At 68.1% G+C, this 18367-nt stretch carries 15 protein-coding genes; 9 read left to right on the top strand and 6 right to left on the bottom strand.

Going from position 1 to position 18367, the window contains the following annotated elements; genetic code table 11:
* Positions 1-68: 68 nt before the first annotated feature.
* Positions 69-1886 (bottom strand): glutamine--fructose-6-phosphate transaminase (isomerizing), encoded by a 1818-nt coding sequence (gene glmS / locus ACFOMP_RS16845; protein WP_289893270.1) that lies wholly within the window; start codon positions 1884-1886, stop codon positions 69-71.
* A gap of 3 nt (positions 1887-1889) precedes the next feature.
* Positions 1890-3230, bottom strand: a complete 1341-nt coding sequence (glmU, locus tag ACFOMP_RS16840; protein WP_379032633.1) for a bifunctional UDP-N-acetylglucosamine diphosphorylase/glucosamine-1-phosphate N-acetyltransferase GlmU — start codon at positions 3228-3230, stop codon at positions 1890-1892.
* Positions 3231-3334: 104 nt separating this feature from the next.
* On the opposite strand from glmU, the gene ACFOMP_RS16835 reads away from it, so the two are divergent.
* On the top strand, positions 3335-4012 hold the full coding sequence (locus tag ACFOMP_RS16835; RefSeq protein WP_379032630.1) for an HAD-IA family hydrolase: 678 nt from the start codon (positions 3335-3337) through the stop codon (positions 4010-4012).
* Positions 4013-4063: 51 nt separating this feature from the next.
* Here the strand turns inward: ACFOMP_RS16835 and bfr are convergent, their stop codons facing one another.
* Both bfr and ACFOMP_RS16825 read right to left on the bottom strand, forming a co-directional pair.
* Positions 4064-4549 (bottom strand): bacterioferritin, encoded by a 486-nt coding sequence (gene bfr / locus ACFOMP_RS16830; protein WP_289893267.1) that lies wholly within the window; start codon positions 4547-4549, stop codon positions 4064-4066.
* Positions 4497-4787, bottom strand: coding sequence for a (2Fe-2S)-binding protein (locus ACFOMP_RS16825; protein ID WP_289893266.1), 291 nt, complete (start codon positions 4785-4787; stop codon positions 4497-4499). The genes bfr and ACFOMP_RS16825 overlap by 53 nt, the downstream gene beginning before the upstream one ends.
* 120 nt (positions 4788-4907) lie before the next feature.
* Here ACFOMP_RS16825 and queA point away from each other — a divergent pair, with 120 nt between their 5' ends.
* From queA to lpdA, 4 genes are read left to right on the top strand one after another with little or no spacing between them, the layout of a single operon-like run.
* Positions 4908-5963: a tRNA preQ1(34) S-adenosylmethionine ribosyltransferase-isomerase QueA gene (queA, locus tag ACFOMP_RS16820; RefSeq protein ID WP_289893265.1), complete on the top strand. Its 1056-nt coding sequence runs from the start codon at positions 4908-4910 to the stop codon at positions 5961-5963.
* On the top strand, positions 5963-7207 hold the full coding sequence (locus ACFOMP_RS16815) for an MFS transporter (RefSeq protein WP_379032625.1): 1245 nt from the start codon (positions 5963-5965) through the stop codon (positions 7205-7207). Before queA ends, ACFOMP_RS16815 begins: the two co-directional genes overlap by 1 nt.
* Positions 7208-7264: 57 nt before the next feature.
* Positions 7265-7849 (top strand): DUF924 family protein, encoded by a 585-nt coding sequence (locus ACFOMP_RS16810; RefSeq protein WP_379032622.1) that lies wholly within the window; start codon positions 7265-7267, stop codon positions 7847-7849.
* Between the two features lie 42 nt (positions 7850-7891).
* Positions 7892-9298, top strand: coding sequence for a dihydrolipoyl dehydrogenase (gene lpdA, locus ACFOMP_RS16805; protein WP_379032619.1), 1407 nt, complete (start codon positions 7892-7894; stop codon positions 9296-9298).
* A gap of 92 nt (positions 9299-9390) precedes the next feature.
* Here lpdA and ACFOMP_RS16800 read toward each other — a convergent pair whose 3' ends face one another.
* Both ACFOMP_RS16800 and ACFOMP_RS16795 read right to left on the bottom strand, forming a co-directional pair.
* Positions 9391-10560, bottom strand: a complete 1170-nt coding sequence (locus ACFOMP_RS16800) for a M20 aminoacylase family protein (protein WP_289893261.1) — start codon at positions 10558-10560, stop codon at positions 9391-9393.
* Positions 10561-10817: 257 nt separating this feature from the next.
* Positions 10818-12647: an ABC transporter ATP-binding protein gene (locus ACFOMP_RS16795; protein ID WP_289893260.1), complete on the bottom strand. Its 1830-nt coding sequence runs from the start codon at positions 12645-12647 to the stop codon at positions 10818-10820.
* 232 nt (positions 12648-12879) lie between these two features.
* Here ACFOMP_RS16795 and ACFOMP_RS16790 point away from each other — a divergent pair, with 232 nt between their 5' ends.
* From ACFOMP_RS16790 to ACFOMP_RS16775, 4 genes are all read left to right on the top strand, one after another.
* A complete protein-coding gene (locus tag ACFOMP_RS16790; RefSeq protein WP_379032614.1) occupies positions 12880-14595 on the top strand; it encodes a peptide ABC transporter substrate-binding protein in 1716 nt (571 codons plus the stop codon).
* 69 nt (positions 14596-14664) lie between these two features.
* Entirely contained in the window at positions 14665-16362 is a 1698-nt protein-coding gene (locus ACFOMP_RS16785; protein ID WP_379032611.1) for a peptide ABC transporter substrate-binding protein, read from the top strand.
* 16 nt (positions 16363-16378) lie between these two features.
* Positions 16379-17386 carry an ABC transporter permease gene (locus ACFOMP_RS16780; protein WP_379032608.1) on the top strand — a complete coding sequence of 336 codons (1008 nt, stop codon included), beginning with the start codon at positions 16379-16381 and terminating at the stop codon, positions 17384-17386.
* Positions 17379-18365 carry an ABC transporter permease gene (locus ACFOMP_RS16775; RefSeq protein ID WP_379032605.1) on the top strand — a complete coding sequence of 329 codons (987 nt, stop codon included), beginning with the start codon at positions 17379-17381 and terminating at the stop codon, positions 18363-18365. The genes ACFOMP_RS16780 and ACFOMP_RS16775 overlap by 8 nt, the downstream gene beginning before the upstream one ends.
* Positions 18366-18367 lie beyond the last annotated feature (2 nt).

Raw genomic sequence — 18367 nt, 5'->3', positions numbered from 1 at the left:
ACCGCGCAACCTTCGGCAGCACACCCTATCGGCAAAGGGAAGCCGCCGGCCGGTAGGGGGAGAGCCCGCTATTCCACCGTCACCGATTTCGCCAGATTGCGCGGCTGGTCCACGTCGGTGCCCTTGGCCACCGCCGCGAAATAGGCCAGGTACTGCATCGGCACCGCGTAAAGGATCGGCTGGAACAGCCCGCCGCCCGCCGGCATCGCCAGGCCGGCCCGCACGCCATGGCCGCCGGTCGCCAACCCCTCGGCATCCGAGATCAGCAGCACCTGGCCGTGCCGCGCCATGACCTCCTGCATGTTCGAGACGGTCTTGTCGAACAGCCCGTCGCGCGGTGCCAGCACCACCACCGGCACGTTGCGGTCGATCAGCGCGATCGGGCCATGCTTCAGCTCGCCCGAGGCATAGCCTTCGGCATGGATATAGCTCAGCTCCTTGAGCTTCAGCGCGCCCTCCAGCGCCACCGGGTAAAGCGCGCCGCGGCCCAGATACAGCACGTCCTGCGCCTCGGAAAGCCAGCCGGCCAGGCGGCGGCATTCGTCGCCCACCGCCAGCGCCTGGTTCAGCAGCCCCGGCAGGCTGCGCAGGTCGGCGAGATGCCCCGCCAGCTCGGCCTCCGAGAGCCGGCCGCGATCCCGCGCCGCCTTCAGCGCCAGCACCGCCAGCACCGCCAACTGGCAGGTGAAGGCCTTCGAGGAAGCCACGCCGACCTCGATCCCGGCCAAAGTCGGCAGGGCGATATCGGCATCCCGGGCGATGGCCGAGGTGCCGACATTCACCACCCCGACCGTGCGCGCCACCTTGCCCCGGGCATAATGCAGCGCCGCCAGCGTGTCCGCCGTCTCGCCCGACTGGCTGACGAAGATCGCCCAGCTTTGCGGCGACAGGGGCGGTTCGCGATAGCGGAACTCGGAGGCCACATCCAGGTCGCAGGGCAGGCCGGCAAGGCTCTCGAACCAATAGCGCGCCACATGCGCGGCATAAAAGGCGGTGCCGCAGCCGACCAGCGTCAGCCGGTCCACCTCGCGGAAATCCAGCGCCTCGGGCAGCACGATGCGGTCGCCCTTGATGTAGTGGTTCAGCGCATCGCCCAAAACAACCGGTTGTTCCGCGATCTCCTTGGCCATGAAATGCCGATAGCCGCCCTTGTCGATCTGGGTGGCGCCGACGTCGATCTGCTGGATCTCGCGATTGGCCGGACGGCCCTCGGCATCGAAGATCTCGGCGCCCGCGCGGCGGATGACGGCGTGGTCGCCGTCCTCCAGATAGGTGATCCGGTCGGTGAACGGCGCCAAGGCCACCGCGTCCGAGCCGATGAACATCTCGTCCTTGCCATGGCCCACCGCCAGCGGGCTGCCCTTGCGCGCCGCGATCATCAGGTCGGGCTCGCCCTCGAACAGGAAGGCCAGGGCGAAGGCGCCGTGCAGCCGCGCCAGCGTCGCCCGCGCCGCCTCGACCGGGCCTTGGCCCTGGTCCATGTGCCAGGCGGTCAGCAGCGCCACGGTCTCGGTATCGGTCTGCGATTCCGGCTGCATGCCAAGCGCCAGCACCTCGTCGCGCAGCTCGCGGAAATTCTCGATGATGCCGTTATGGACCACGGCGACCGGGCCGCGGCGATGCGGATGGGCATTGGCCTCGGTCGCGGCGCCATGGGTGGCCCAGCGGGTATGGCCGATGCCGGCATGGCCGGCCAGCGGCTCATGCACCAGCCGGTCGGACAGGTTCACCAGCTTGCCCACCGCCCGGCGCCGGTCCAGCCGCCCCGAGGCATCCACCGTCGCCACCCCGGCGCTGTCATAGCCGCGATATTCCAGCCGCTTCAGCGCCTCGACCAGTTGCGGGGAAACCTCGTGATCGCCCAGGATTCCGATGATGCCGCACATGGCTCAGTTCCCCTTCTTCTGGCGCAGCGCCTGCATCAGCCGCGTGGCAAGGCCGGGCTTGGTCACCTGTTTGGCGCGCCCCAGCGCCAGCGCATCGTCGGGCACATCCTCGGTGATCACCGAGCCCGAGCCGGTCATCGCCCGCGCCCCCACCCGCACCGGCGCCACCAGCATGGTGTCCGAGCCGATGAAGGCATGCGGACCGATCTCGGTCCGGTGCTTGCCGACGCCGTCGTAATTGCAGGTGATGGTGCCGGCGCCGATATTCGTGGCTTCGCCGATATGGGCATCGCCCAGATAGGTCAGGTGGCCGACCTTGACGCCCTCGTCCAGCACGCTGTTCTTGATCTCGACGAAATTGCCGACATGCACGTCGCCGCCCAGTTCGGCGCCGGGGCGCAGCCGGGCGAAGGGGCCGACCGTGGCGCCGGCGCTGACATGGCAGCCCTCGAGATGGCAGAAAGGCAGGATCTCGGCGCCGCTTTCGACGGTCACGCCGGGGCCGAAGACCACGTTCTGGCCGATCACCGCATCGCGGCCGATGCAGGTGTCGAGCGCGAACCAGACCGTCGCCGGATCGGACAGCGTCACGCCATCCTCCAGCGCCCGGGCGCGGGCGCGGGCCTGGAAGGCGGCCTCGGCCTGCGCCAGTTCGGCGCGGGTGTTGATGCCCAGCGTCTCGGCCTCGTCGCAGGTCACCACCTCGACGCGGTGGCCGGCGGCGCGGGCCAGTTCGGGAATGTCGGTCAGATAGTATTCGCCGGCCGCATTGCGGTTGCCGATCCGCGGCAGGAATTCGCGCAGCAAGGCCGCATCCGCCGCCAGCACGCCGGAATTGACCAGCCGGATCGCCCGGATCACCGCGTCGGCATCCTTGTATTCGACGATGCGCTCCAGCCCCTCGGGTCCGGTGACCAGCCGGCCGTAGCGGCCGGGATCGGCGGCCTCGAAGCCCAGCACCACCACGTCGGCGGCATGGCTGGCGAGATTGGCCAGCGTCTCCTCGCCGATGAAGGGGGTGTCGCCGTAAAGCACGATCACCCGGCCCTCGAAACCGTCCAGCAGCGGCAGGGCCTGGCGCACGGCATGGGCGGTGCCGAGCTGCTCCTCCTGCAGGGCGATGCGCGCCTCGGGGTCCAGCTTGGCGACCGCCTTGCCGACCGCCTCGGCGCCATGGCCAGCGACGACGATCACCGCCTCGGGCTCCAGCAGGCGGCCGGTGGCGAGCGCGTGTCCGACCAGCGGCACGCCGCCCAGCCGATGCAGCACCTTGGGCAGGTCGGACTGCATCCGGCTGCCCTGTCCGGCGGCCAGCACGATCAGCGCGACGGGTTTCTCGGTCATCTCTGCCCTCTTGCCTGTTCCTTATCCTTGCCGGGCGTTCTACCTAGAGGGCGGCGGTGGGGAAAGGCCCCCGCGGATCAAACATCTTGACGGAAGGTTACAGCATGGCGGGAACGGTGGTCTTCGATCTGGACGGCACGCTGGCCGATACCTCGGGCGATCTCATCGCGGCGGCCAATGCCTGCTTCCATGCCCGCGGCCTGGGCGCGCTGCTGGACCCCGTCGAGGACGCGCTGATCGCCTTTCACGGCGGCCGGGCCATGCTGCGCGCCGGCTATGCGCGGCTGCCCGGCGACACCATCCTGCCCCCCGGCGCCGAGGACGAGGATTATCCCCGCCTGCTGGGCCATTACGGTCAGGCCATCGCCATCCACACCCGGCTTTATCCGGGGGCCGAGGCGGCGCTGGACCGGCTGGCCGATGCCGGCCACCGGCTGGCGGTCTGTACCAACAAACCCGCCGCCCTGGCCGAAACGCTGCTGCGCGAACTCGGCATCCGCGACCGTTTCGCGGCGATGATCGGCGCCGATACGCTGCCGGTGCGCAAACCCGATCCCCGGCCTTATCAGGCGGCGGTGCAGGGCGCCGGCGGCGCGCTGGGGCGTTCGTTCCTGGTGGGGGATACGGAAACCGACCGCAAGACCGCGACTGCGGCGGGGGTCAGGGTGGCGCTGGTGGCCTTCGGCCCCGAGGGGGCAGGACTGGCCCGGCTGGCGCCCGAGGCGATGCTGCGGCATTACGACGACCTGCCGGAACTGGCCGAGGAATGGCTGGCGGGCTGAAAGCGTTTCAAGGGGGGCCGGCGGCCCCCCATGCGCGAGATGCTCCGCCGGTTACTCGGCCTGGTCCGCCGATTTGGCGTTGAGTTGGCCGTAGTTCTGCGCGCCGATCTGCTCGTAAAGACCCAGTTGGGTTTCGAGGAAGTCGATATGGCCTTCCTCATCCGCCAGCAGCGAATCGAACAGGCTGCGGCTGACGTAATCGCCGACCTTGTCGCAATATTCCCGCGCCTCGATATACAGGCTGCGGGCGTCGTATTCGGCCGCCAGATCGGATTCCAGCGTTTCCTTGAGATTCTGGCCGATCCGCAGCGGATCCAGCTTCTGCAGGTTCGGATGCCCTTCCAGGAAGATGATTCGCTGGATCAGCCGATCCGCGTGATGCATTTCCTCGATCGATTCGGCCCGGGACTTGTCGGCGACCTTGCCGTAGCCCCAGTCTTCCTGAAGACGGTAATGCAGCCAATATTGGCTGACGGCGGTCAGTTCAGACCGTAGCGCTGCGTTGAGATAGTCGATGACCTTTGCGTCGCCCTTCATGGCTCACCCCTGTACGGTTGGCTCTCAATCCTCTCAGGATGGGAGGCACCGCCAGATTATCGCATCCGCGCATGGTGTCCAGAAACAAGGGCATACAGCCGCCGCAATCCGCGCGCTTGCCAAGCGCGTGATAGATCTTGCCGGGGGTGATGATCGTCTCGGGATCGGCGGCCCGCATCCAGTCGACGGCGGCTCGGATGTCATGGTCGGAAATCTGGGTGCAATGGCAGACGATCATGGGCTCACCTTGATTGCCCCAAGACTTAGCAAAATCCTCGGAGAAGTAAAGCCTGAGTTTTTCACTTTGTGATGACCGCCGCCTTGACGCCTCCGAAGCGGCCGGACAGAACCTAAGCTCATGAAGCTGGACGATTTCGACTTTCACCTGCCCGAAACGCTGATCGCGACCCGCCCGGCGCGCCCGCGTTCGTCGGCGCGGCTGCTGCTGGCCCAGGGCGATTCGCTCCGCGACCTGCATGTGCGCGACCTGACCGACCTTCTGGAACCCGGCGACCTGCTGGTACTGAACGACACCAAGGTGATCCCTGCCCGGCTGACCGGCACCCGCACGCGCCGGACCGCACAGGGCGAGGCGGTGGCGAAGGTCGAGATCACGCTGCTGGAGCCCGCCGCCGACGGCTGGCGGGCGCTGGCCAAGCCGCTGCGCAAGCTGCGGCCCGGCGAGGTGATCCGCTTTTCCGAGGCGCTCTCGGCCGAAGTGGCGGCGATCTCGGACGGCGCCCTGACCCTGCGCTTCGACGCCGCGGGCGAGGCGTTCGACGCCGCGCTGGCGCAGGTCGGCGCCATGCCGCTGCCGCCCTACATCGCCGCGCTGCGCCCGCCAGACGAGGCCGACCGCGAGGATTACCAGACCGTCTGGGCCCGCCGCTCGGGCGCGGTGGCGGCGCCGACCGCCAGCCTGCATTTCGACCGCGCGCTGCTCGAGCGGCTGGCGGCGCGCGGCGTGCGCTTCGCCCATGTCACCCTGCATGTCGGCGCCGGCACCTTCCTGCCGGTCAAGGTCGAGGACGTGACCACGCATCGGATGCACGGCGAATGGGGCGAGGTCACGCCCGAGGCCGCCGCGGCGATCAACCGCACCCGCGCCGAAGGCGGGCGGGTGATCCCGGTCGGCACCACGGCGCTGCGGCTGATCGAATCGGCGGCGGCCGAGGACGGCAGCGTGCACCCGTTCAGCGGCGTTACCGAGATCTTCATCTATCCCGGCTATCGTTTCCGGGTGACGGATGCGCTGATGACCAATTTCCACCTGCCGAAATCGACCCTGCTGATGCTGGTCAGCGCCCTGATGGGCCAGGATCGCATCCGCAGGATCTATCGCCATGCGGTGGAATCAGGCTATCGCTTCTTCAGCTATGGCGACGCCTCCCTGCTGATTCCGAAGGATCCGTGATGCTTACCGTGCTCCGCACCACCTGGCCGCTGCTTCTGGGCATCCTGCTCTTGATGGTCGGGAACGGGATGCAGGGCACGCTTCTGGGCATCCGCGGCAAGATCGAGGACATCTCGACCACCCAGATGTCGGTGGTGATGTCGGCCTATTTCGGCGGCTTCCTGCTCGGCTCGCGCGTGGTGCCCGAGCTGATCCGCAATGTCGGCCATGTGCGGGTCTTCGCGGCGCTCGGCTCGCTGATCTCCTCGGTGCTGATCCTTTACGCGGCGGCGCCGCACTGGATCGCCTGGTCGCTGATGCGGCTGCTGATCGGCTTCTGCTTCTCGGGCGTCTACATCACCGCCGAAAGCTGGCTGAACGCCGGCACCACGAACCAGACCCGCGGCCAGGCCATGTCGGCCTATATGATCATGCAGATGCTGGGCATCATCTCGGCGCAGCTGCTGATGAACACGGCGGATCCGGCCGGCTACCTGCTGTTCGTGATCCCCTCGGTGCTGGTCAGCCTGTCCTTCCTGCCCATCCTGCTGTCGACCCAGCCCGCGCCGCAATTCGCCACGCTGAAACGCATGAGCTTCGGCGACCTGTTCCGCGTCTCGCCGCTGGGCTGCATCGGCCTCTTCCTGATGGGCGGGGTGTTCTCGGCGCTGTTCGGCATGGCCTCGGTCTGGGGCTCGACCAAGGGGCTGTCGGTGCGCGAGATCTCGGCCTTCGTCGCCGCGATCTATGCCGGCGGGCTGTTCCTGCAATATCCGATCGGCTGGCTGTCGGACCATGGCGACCGCCGCTTCATCGTGCTGGGACTCAGCGCGCTTGGCGCCCTGGTCTGTCTCGCCACGGTGACGCTGCAGCCGGGCATCTGGGGGCTGCTGCTGGCCGCCGCGCTGATCGGCGGCGTCGCCAATCCGGTCTATTCGCTGCTGCTGGCCTATACCAACGACTTTCTCGACGCCTCGGACATGGCGGCGGCCTCGGCGGGGCTGCTGTTCATCAACGGCGTCGGCGCCATGGCCGGGCCGCTGATCACCGGCTGGCTGATGTCGCTTTTGGGGCCGGACGGGTTCTGGATCTATATCGGCGCGCTGCTGGCGGCGCTGACCTTCTATGCCGGCTGGCGGCGCACCCGCCGCCCGACCCCGGCGCTGGATCAGAACTTCGCGGTCATCGCCCCCTCGGCCACCCCGGTCGCGGTCGAGGCGGCACTGGAAACCGCCAGTTCCGACGACACCGCCAAACCCGTCTGACGGGGTTGCGGCGACCAGCCGGCTCTGCAACCATCCCGGAAAACGGAGGGCGCAGCCATGACCGAGACCATGACACCCGAAGGCATCAACCGCTTCTGGCTGGACGAAATCGGCGAGGCGGGCTGGTACGCCCGCTCGGACGCACTGGACGAAACCATCCGCCAGCGCTTCCTGCCCGCCTGGGAACGCGCTGCCGACCTGGCGCCGGGCTGGGCCAGAACGCCCGAGGGCGCGCTGGCGGCGCTGATCCTGACCGACCAGTTTCCGCGCAACATGTTCCGGGATGATCCGTGCGCCTTCGACACCGACCCGCTGGCCCGCAGCCTCGCTCGCGAGGCCATCGGGAACGGCTTCCACCTGCGCATCGCCCCGCCCGGCCGGCAGTTCTTCTATCTGCCCTTCGAGCATGCCGAGGATCTGGCCGACCAGGAACGCGCGGTCGCGCTGTTCGCCGAGTTCATGCCGGGCGAAAACCTGCGCCACGCCGAGCTGCACCGCGACACCATCGCGAAATTCGGCCGCTTCCCCTGGCGCAACGCGGCGCTGAAACGCGTGCCGACGGCGGCGGAAACCCGCGTGATGGAGGCCGGCGGCTATGGCGCACTGGTCGCCGGCAAGCTGTCGCTTGCTGACCTGGAATAAATGGTTTAACGCTGAACTATCTTTTCTGAGAGGGGAGCATCCATGGCGCAGAGCTTCGACATGGTGGTGATCGGTTCCGGCCCTGGCGGCTATGTCTGCGCCATCCGCGGCGCGCAGCTGGGGCTGAAGGTGGCCTGCATCGAGCGCGAGCATCTGGGCGGCATCTGCCTGAACTGGGGCTGCATCCCGACCAAGGCGCTGCTGCGCTCGGCCGAGGTCTTTCACCTCATGCACCGCGCCAAGGAATTCGGCCTCTCTGCCGACGGGATCGGCTATGACCTGGGCGCGGTCGTGCAGCGTTCGCGCGGCGTGGCCAAACAGCTTGCCGGTGGCGTCGGCCACCTGCTCAAGAAGAACAAGGTCACCGTCATCATGGGCGAGGCCACGCTGGCCGCCCCCGGCAAGATCAGTGTCAAGACCGACAAGGGCGCCGAGGAAGTCACCGCGAAATCCATCGTGCTCGCCACCGGCGCCCGCGCCCGCGAACTGCCCGGGCTGGAGCCCGACGGCGACCTGGTCTGGAACTACAAGCATGCGCTGCAGCCGCCGCGTATGCCCGGAAAGCTGCTGGTCATCGGATCGGGCGCGATCGGCATCGAATTCGCCAGCTTCTTCAACACGCTGGGCGCCGATACCACGGTGGTCGAGGTCATGGACCGCGTGCTGCCGGTCGAGGATGCCGAGATCTCGGCCCTGGCGAAAAAGCAGTTCGTCAAGCAGGGCATGAAGATCCTGGAAAAGGCCACGGTCAAGAAGCTCGACCGCGCGCCCGATGGAAAAGGCGGCGGCAAGGTCACCGCCCATATCGAGACCGGCGGCAAGACCGAGACCCAGGAATTCGACACGGTGATCTCGGCCGTCGGCATCGTCGGCAACGTGGAAAACCTCGGCCTGGAAAAGCTGGGCGCCAAGATCGACCGCACCCATGTCGTCACCGACGAATATTGCCGCACCGGCGTCGAGGGGCTCTATGCCATCGGCGACGTGGCCGGCGCGCCCTGGCTGGCGCACAAGGCCAGCCATGAAGGCGTGATGGTGGCGGAACTGATCGCCGGCGGGCACCCGCATCCGATCAAGCCGAACTCGATCCCCGGCTGCACCTATTGCAACCCGCAGGTCGCCTCGGTCGGCCTGACGGAAGAGAAAGCGAAAGCAGCGGGTTACGAGGTCAAGGTCGGCCGCTTCCCGTTCATCGGCAACGGCAAGGCCATCGCGCTTGGCGAGCCGGAGGGGCTGATCAAGACCGTGTTCGACGCCAAGACCGGCGAACTCCTGGGCGCCCACATGGTCGGCGCGGAAGTCACCGAACTGATCCAGGGCTATGTCGTCGGCCGCACGCTGGAAACCACCGAGGCCGAGCTGATGGAGACGGTGTTCCCGCATCCGACGCTGTCGGAAATGCTGCACGAGGCCACGCTCTCGGCCTATGGCCGCGCCATCCATTTCTGAACGGCTCCGAGGCGGGGGCCGCGCGGCCCCTGCTTTCTCCGTTTCGCAAATACCCTCGGGGGTCCGGGGGCAGACGGCCCCCGGCCCGGCCGTCACGCCGGGATCGGCATCCGCGCCTCGACCATGCCGGCATACCAGCTCGACCCGGCCGGAATCGCATTGTCGTCGAAATTATAGGCCGGGTGGTGCATCATCGCCGTGTCGCCGTTGCCGACGAAGATATAGGCGCCGGGCCGTTCGTTCAGCATGTAGCTGAAATCCTCGCCCGCCATCAGCGGCTGCATGTCCGTGTTCACCTCTCCGGCGATCTCACGCGCCACTTCCATCGCGAAAACAGTGGCTTCCGGGTGGTTCACCGTCACCGGATAGCCGCGCTCGTAATGCAGTTCGGCGGTGGCGCCGAAGGCGGCGGCGACATTGGCCGCAACGCGCTTGATGCCGTCCTCCAGCTGGTCGCGCACCTCGGGGGCGAGGCTGCGGGCGGTGCCTTTCAGCTTCACCTCTTGGGGGATGACATTGTGGGCGGTCGAGTCGGTTTCGACCATGCAGACCGAGACCACGCCGCTTTTCAGCGGATCGACATTGCGCGACACCACCGATTGCAGCGCCACGATGATCTGCGCCGCCACCAGCAGCGTGTCGATCGCCTCGTGCGGCTTGGCGGCATGGCCGCCCTTGCCGGTGACCAGGATGTCGAACTGGTCGGCGGCGGCCATCATCGCGCCTTCGCGGATGGCGAAACTGCCCACCGGATAGCCGGGCATGTTGTGCATGCCGTAGAATTCCTGGATGCCCCAGCGCTCGACCAGCCCGTCCCGGACCATGGCCAGGCCGCCTGCCCCACCCTCCTCGGCGGGCTGGAAGATCAGCACGGCACGACCGTCGAAATTCCGCGTCTCGGCCAGGTATTTCGCCGCGCCGAGCAGCATGGCAGTATGGCCGTCATGGCCGCAAGCATGCATAACTCCCGGATTTTTCGAGGCATATTCCACGCCGGTCTGTTCCCGGATCGGCAGCGCGTCCATGTCGGCGCGCAGGCCGATCACCCGGCCGCTGCTGTCGCTGCGGCCCTTGACGACGCCGACCACGCCGGTGCGGCCGACGCCCTCGACGACCTCGTCCACGCCGAATTCGCGCAAGAGCTGGGCGACGCGGCCGGCGGTGCGGTGGACCTGGTAGTCCAGTTCGGGGTTCTGGTGGAAGTCGCGGCGCCAGGCGGTGATCTCGGGCAGCAGGTCGGCAAAGCGGTTCTTGACGGGCATGTGACAATCTCCTTCGCCGGGAAGGTTACGCCTTTCGCCCAGCGCCGCAAGGCCGCGCAACGGCTGCGGGCGTTGCGCCGTGCACCGCGCCGGGGCCGGAACGCGAAAACCCCGGCAATTGCCGGGGTTTTGGCGGTGATCGCCGTGCAGCGGCCGTACACCGGGCGTACACAGGGCGTCCACCGCCGGACGCAAGCACCCCGACCGCAACATCGCGCGGGGCGCCTCCGTCTCGGGCCCAGCGGTCAGCAGGCGGCTCAGCCATGCGTCACCGGATCGGTCAGCACCAGATGGCCCGGCGCCACCTCGGCATAGGTCGAGGGCGGCGGGACGTAACCGATGGGGTGGATCGGCGAGGGGATCGGCCGGAAGCGCAGATCCTCGCTGATCTTGCGGCGGCGCGGATCGGCCACCGGGACGGCGGCCATGAGCTGGCGGGTATAGCTGTGCTGCGGGGTCTCGAACACCTGCCGGCGGCTGCCGATCTCGACGATGCGGCCCAGATACATGACCGCGACATGGTGGCTGACGCGTTCGACCACCGCCATGTCGTGGCTGATGAACAGCATGGCGATGCCCAGGTCGCGCTGCAGTTCCATCAACAGGTTCAGCACCTGCGCCTGCACCGAGACATCGAGCGCCGAGACCGCCTCGTCGGCGACGATCAGCCGCGGGTTCAGCGCCAGGGCGCGGGCGATGGCGATGCGCTGGCGCTGGCCGCCCGACATCTCGTGCGGGTAGCGCTTCATGAAGCCGCGCGGCAGTTCCACCCGGTCGAACAGCTGGGCGATGCGGTCGCGGCGCTCGGCGCGGTTGCCGATGCCGTAATTCAGCATCGGCTCCTCGATCTGGTCCAGCAGCCGCATCTGCGGGTCGAGGCTGGCGAAGGGATCCTGAAAGATCATCTGCATGTCGCGCCGCGCCTTGCGCAGCGCGCGGGCGTCGAGCGCCAGGATGTCGCGCCCGCCCAGCCCGACCTGCCCCGATGCCGGCTCGACCAGCCGCAGGATCGAGCGGCCGGTGGTGGACTTGCCGCAGCCCGATTCGCCGACCAGCGACAGGGTTTCGCCGGCATTGACGGTGAAACTGACATCCTCGACCGCATGCACCTGGGCGACGGTGCGGCGCAGGACGCCGCCCTTGACCGGGAAGCGGGTGCTGAGGTTGCGGACCGTCAGCAGCGGCGCGGCGGCGCGGGGGACGACCGGCTCGGGCCGGGCCGCCTGCCCGTCGCGCATCAGCCGCATCGGCTCGGGCGCGTCGCGGCCGGCCATCTCGCCCAGCCGCGGCACGGCGGCGAGCAGCGTCCGGGTATAGGGCTGGCGCGGGGCCTCGAAGATCTGCTCGACCGGGCCTTCCTCGACCTTGTTGCCGCGGAACATGACCACGACGCGGTCGGCCATCTGCGCCACCACCGCCATGTCATGGGTGATGAACAGCACCGCCATGCCGGTTTCGCGCTTCAGCCGGTCGATCAGCGCCAGGATCTCGGCCTGGATGGTGACGTCCAGCGCCGTGGTCGGCTCGTCGCAGATCAACAGGCGCGGGCGGCAGGCCATGGCCATGGCGATGACGACGCGCTGGCGCATGCCGCCGGACAGTTCGTGCGGGTATTGCCGCAGCCGCCGCTCGGGCTCGGGGATGCGCACCTCGGCCAGAAGCTCCAGCGCCCGGGCGCGGGCCGCGCGCCGCGACAGGCCGCGATGCGCGATCAGCCCTTCGGAGAGTTGCTCGCCCACGGTGAAGACCGGATTGAGCGCCGTCATCGGCTCCTGGAAGATCATCGCGATCTCGTTGCCGCGGATGGCGCGCATGGCGGCGGGCGCGGCCCGGGCCAGATCGACCTGGCCCCCGTCGCGCTGGAAAAGCAGCCGGCCCTGGGCGATCTCGCCGCCGCCGAACTCGACCAGCCGCATCAGCGACAGCGAGCTGACCGACTTGCCCGAGCCGGATTCGCCCACCACGCAAAGACATTCGCCGGGCCGGATGTCGAAGGACAGCGACTCGACGCCGGTGACCGGGCCGTCATGGGTCTGGAACTCGACCCGCAATCCCTCGACCCGGACCAGCGGCTTTCCGTCCAGCATCCGCACCCCCGACCATCACCCGCCCATTGCTGCGGCATTCAGGCTAATGCCCCGCCGTCACATTGCAACCGCAAACCGGGGCGGAACTTGTTTCTTGCTTTTGATCCGGAACCTGTCTGAAACTCGGCGCAACCGAGGGACAGCAGGACCGGGGAAACGGCAGAGCAGGCAGACGGCCACCGGGGCCGGCGGCGCCAGACGTCCCGCGCAGATCCACCGACAGGAGAGAGCGATGAAACTGGAAACCCTGATGCTGGGCGCGGCGGCGACCACCGCCCTTGCCGCCACCATGGCCCCGGCCGCCCTTGCCGCGCGGGGCAGCGACGGGCAGCTGAGCATCATTATGTGGCAGGCGCCCTCGACGATGAACCCCTATCTCTCGGCCGGCACCAAGGACATCATCGCCAGTTCCATCGCGCTGGAGCCGCTGGCGAGCTTCACCACCGAGGGCACCATCGCGCCGCGGCTGGCGGCCGAACTGCCCACGGTCGAGAATGGCGGCATCGCCAAAGACCTGAAAAGCGTCACCTGGACGCTGAAGCCGGGGATCAAATGGGCCGACGGCAGCCCGTTCACCGCCGCGGACGTGGCCTTTACCGCCGCCTATTGCATGGACCCTTCCGGCGGCTGCGCGCAGCTGGCGAAGTTCGAGGGCGTCGAGACGGTCGAGGCGGTGGACGAGCTGACGGTGAAGATCAGCTTCGTCTCGCCGCGGCCCGACCCGTTCTCGGCCTTCGTGGGCGCGCAATCGCCGGTGCTGCAAAAGGCGCAGTTCGCGGATTGCACCGGCGAGAGGGCCCCGACCTGCACCCAGCAGAATTTCAACCCCATCGGCACCGGCCCGTTCAAGGTGGTCGAGTTCCGCACCAACGACACCATCACCTTCGAGGCGAACCCGGAATATCGCGACCCCGAAAAGCCCGCCTTCGCCCGGCTGGTGGTCAAGGGCGGCGGCGATGCGGCGGCGGCGGCGCGTTCCGTGCTGGAGACGGGCGAGTTCGACTATGCCTGGAACACCCAACTGGCCCCCGACGTGATCGCCGGCATGGAGGCGGCCGGCAAGGGCAAGAACGTCGCCGCCTTCGGTTCCCTGGTCGAGCGCATCCATGTGAACCTGACCGATCCGAGTTCCGACCTGCCCGAGGGCGAACGCTCGACGGCCAAGCATCCGCACCCGATCCTGACCGATGCCAATGTGCGCAAGGCGCTGTCCATGGCCATCGACCGCCAGCTGCTGACCGAGCTGGGCTACGGCCCCGCCGGCCAGCCGACCTGCAACCTGGTGCCGGCGCCCGCCGCCTGGGCGTCCGAGAACACCGAATGCCTGACCCAGGATATCGCGGGCGCCAAGGCGCTGCTGGACCAGGCCGGCTGGGTCGCGGGGGGCGACGGCATCCGCGAAAAGGACGGCAAGCGGCTGACGCTGGTGTTCCAGTCCTCGGTCAACGCGGTGCGGCAGGATTTCCAGGCGCTGATCAAGCAATGGTGGTCCGAGATCGGCGTCGAGACCGAGCTGAAGACGGTCGATCCTTCGGTGTTCTTCGGCGGCGACGCCGGCTCGCCCGACACGTTCCAGAAGTTCTATGCCGATATCGAGATGTATGCCAACAACTTCGAGGGCAACAACCCCGAGCCCTATCTGGCGCGGCAGACCTGCGACAAGATCCCCGGCCCCGACAACCAGTGGCAGGGCGAGAACACCAGCCGCTATTGCGACCCGGAATTCGACCGGCTGATCGGCGAGATGACGCAGATCGTCGACCCGGCCGAGCGCGGCGCCATGGGCAGGACGCTGAACGAGATGCTGACCAGGGACAGCAACGCCGTGATCCCGCTGGTCTATCGCGGCACCGTCTCGGCGGTGTCGAACACGCTGGGCGGGGTCGAGCTGAACGCCTGGGACAGCGAGCTGTGGAACGTCGCGGACTGGCACCGCATCCAGCAATAGGCCATGCTGGCGCAAAGCCGGCCCCCGTCGCGGGGCCGGTTCCCCACCCCGTCAACAGGCTGAAACACCATGATGATTTCCCGACTGATTGTCTCGGCGCTTGCGCTGGCCGTCGCCTCGCCCGCCCTGGCCGAACGCGGCGGCGACGGCGCGCTGCGCGTGCTGTACTGGCAGGCCGCCACGGTGCTGAACCCCTATCTGTCCACCGGCGCCAAGGACGTGGACCCGGCCTCGATGGTGGTCGAGCCCTTGGCGCTGGTCGCCGATGACGGCAGCCTTCTGCCGGTGCTGGCGGCCGAGATCCCCAGCCGCGAGAATGGCGGCATCGCCGCGGATTTCACCTCGGTCACCTGGACGCTGAAGCCGGGGCTGGTCTGGTCGGACGGCACGCCGGTCACCGCCGAGGACGTGCAGTTCACCGCCGAATATTGCATGGACCCCGCCTTTGGCTGCGCGGTGCTGGCCGAGTTCGAGGGCATCGCCTCGGTCGAGGCGCTGGATGCGCAGCGGGTGCGGCTGAATTTCGACGCGCCGCGCTATGCGCCCCTGCAAGCCTTCGTCGGCGGGCGCACGCCGGTGCTGCAAAAGGCGCAGTTCCAGCCCTGCATGGGCGCGGCGGGCGCCAGCTGCACGGCGCAGAATTTCGGCCCCATCGGCACCGGCCCCTATCGGGTGACGGATTTCCGGCCCGGCGACGTGGCGGTGTTCGAGATCAACCAGCATTACCGCGACCCCGCCAAGCCCGCCTTCGACCGGGTGACGGTCAAGGGCGGCGGCGACGCCATGGCGGCGGCGCGCGCGGTGCTGGAATCGGGCGAATACGATTTCGCCTGGAACCTGCAGCTGCCGCCCGAGACGGTGGCGGCGATGGAGGCGCAGGGCAAGGGCAAGCTGGTCGCCAGCTTCGGTTCAATGGTCGAACGGATCGAGCTGAACCAGACCGATCCCAGCTCGGACCTGCCCGAGGGCGAGCGGTCCACGGCCGCGCATCCGCATCCGGTGCTGAGCGATCCGGCGGTGCGCCAGGCGCTGTCCATGGCCATCGACCGGCCGCTGCTGGCCGAGCTGACCTATGGCCCGGCCGGCAAGCCGACCTGCACCATCGTGCCGGTGCCGGCCGCCTATGCCTCGGGCCGCGACGAATGCCTGACGCAGGACATCGCGGGCGCCAAAGCGACGCTGGACCAGGCCGGCTGGCTGCCGGGCGGCGACGGCATCCGCGAAAAGGACGGCCATCGGCTGTCGCTGGTGTTCCAGACCACGGTGAACCCGGTGCGCCAGGACGTGCAGGCGCTGGTCAAGCAATGGTGGTCCGAGATCGGAGTCGAGACCGAGCTGAAGGCGGTGGACGGCGCCGCCTTCTTCGGCGGCGACCCCGGCAATCCCGATTCGCAGCAGAAATTCTATGCCGATGCGCAGATGTTCACCGATGCCTTCTATATCCCCGACCCGGCCTCGTTCCTGAACAAGTTCGTCTGTTCGCGCATCCCCTCGGCGGCAAACCAGTGGCAGGGCAACAATTCCGTGCGCTTCTGCGACAAGGCCTATGACGCGGGCATCGAGGAACTGCATGGCAGCGCCGAGCCGGAAAAGCGGCAGGAGATCGCCAAGCGCCTGACCGACACGCTGACCGCCGAGGGCCATTACCTGCTGCCGCTGATGCATCGCGGCATGGTCTCGGCCCATGCGAACAGCCTTGCGGGCGTCGCCCCGAACGGCTGGGAGGGGCAGCTGTGGAACGTCGCCGACTGGAGCCGGGCCGAGTGAAAGGCGGGGGATCGCCATGCTGAGTTTCGCCCTGCGCCGGCTTATGCTGGCGATCCCGACGCTCTTGTTCATCTCGCTGGTGATCTTCCTGCTGCTGGAAGCCTCGCCCGGCGACCCCTTGGGCGACGTGCCGCTGACCGTGCCGCCCGAGGTCAAGGAGCGGATGCGCGAGGCGCTCGGCCTCGGGCAGGCCTGGTATATCCGTTACGTGCTGTGGCTGAAGCAGTTCTTCTGGGTCGAGCCGCTTTACTGGTTCGACCGCGCCTTCGGCACCGGGTTCAGCGAAGGCATGCAGCGCATCATCAGCTTCCAGAGCCGCAGCCCGGTCTTCGACGTGATCGCGCAGCGGCTGCCGCAGACGCTGACCGTCGTCGGCATGTCCTACCTGATCGGGGTGCTGATCGCGATCCCGATCGGCATCGTCTCGGCCTATCGGCAATATTCCTGGTTCGACCAGATCGGCACTTTCGTGTCGATGGTCGGCTTCTCGCTGCCAACCTTTTTCACCGGGGTGGTGCTGATCATCGTCTTCGGCATCAAGCTGCAATGGTTCCCGTCGATCTATGACACCACGCTGCGGGTGACGGATTGGGACAGTTTCGTCCAGCAGGTGCGGCAGATGGTGATGCCGGTCACGGTGCTGGCGCTTTACAACGCCGCGCAGATCAGCCGCTTCATGCGCGCATCCATGCTGGACAACCTGCGGCAGGATTACGTGCGCACCGCGCGGGCCAAGGGCCTGAGCGAGCGCATCGTGGTGCTGAAGCATGTGCTGCGCAACAGCCTGATCCCGGTGGTGACGGTGATCGCGCTGGGGCTGCCGGCGGTGTTCGGCGGCGCCATCATCACCGAGCAGGTGTTCAAGGTGAACGGGCTGGGGCAGTTGCTGATCCTGGCGATCAACGCCAACGACATCCCGATGGTGATGACGCTGACCTTCATCTTCGCGGTGCTGATCGTCAGTTTCACCCTGATCGCCGACCTGCTTTACGGCGTGCTGGACCCGAGGATCCGCTATGACTGACCGGCTGCTGATCGAGGAAAGCGCGGTCAACGCCGCGGCGCCGGGGGCCGAGGCGCTGCCGCCCGCCGATCCTGCCGGGGGCGGGACGCCGCCCGAGGTCCCGGCCCGCAGCCAGGGACGCGACATCTGGCGGCAGTTCCGCAGCCATCGCGTCGCCATGGTGGCGCTGGTGCTGTTCGTGGCGATCATCCTGTTCGTGACCGCCGGGCCGCTGGTCTGGACCATCGAGCCGACCTTCGTCGACATCCGCGCCCGCAACCAGGGCTTCAGCGTCGCGCATCCGCTGGGCACCGACCAGCTGGGCCGCGACCTGCTGGCGCGGCTGATGGCCGGGGGACGGGTGTCGCTGGCGGTGGGGCTGACCGCCATGGCGATCGCACTGACGCTGGGCAGCCTGATCGGCATCAGCTCGGGCTATTTCCGCCGGCTCGACGCGCCGCTGATGCGGCTGACCGAGCTGTTCCTGGCCCTGCCGCTGCTGCCGCTGCTGCTTCTGATGGTGACGCTGTTCCGCGAGCCTTTGGGCAAGGCGATGGGCCCGGCCGGCGGCACCTTCCTGCTGATCGTCGGCGCCATCGGCGTCACCTCGTGGATGCAGACCGCGCGCATCGTGCGCGGCGAGGTGCTGGGGCTGAAGGAGCGCGAGTTCATCCTGGCGGCGAAATCCATCGGCACGCCGGCGCCGCGGATGATCCTGCGTCATGTGCTGCCCAACGTGGTCTCGCCCATCGTGGTGGCGGCGACGCTGGGCATCGCCACGGCGATCATCACCGAAAGCGCGCTGTCCTTCCTGGGGCTGGGCTTTCCGCCGGATTTCCCGACCTGGGGCCGGCTGCTTTACGACGCGGTGGACCAGATGCAGATGTATCCCTGGCGGGTGGTGCTGCCGGGGCTGCTGATCTCGCTGACGGTGCTGTCGGTGAACTATATCGGCGACGGCTTGCGCGATGCCATGGACCCGCGGATCCGCAAGCGCTGAAC

Source organism: Paracoccus simplex (genome assembly GCF_042648325.1).
In the GTDB taxonomy this organism is placed as follows: domain Bacteria; phylum Pseudomonadota; class Alphaproteobacteria; order Rhodobacterales; family Rhodobacteraceae; genus Paracoccus; species Paracoccus simplex.
This window is presented reverse-complemented; position numbering and strand designations above follow the sequence as displayed.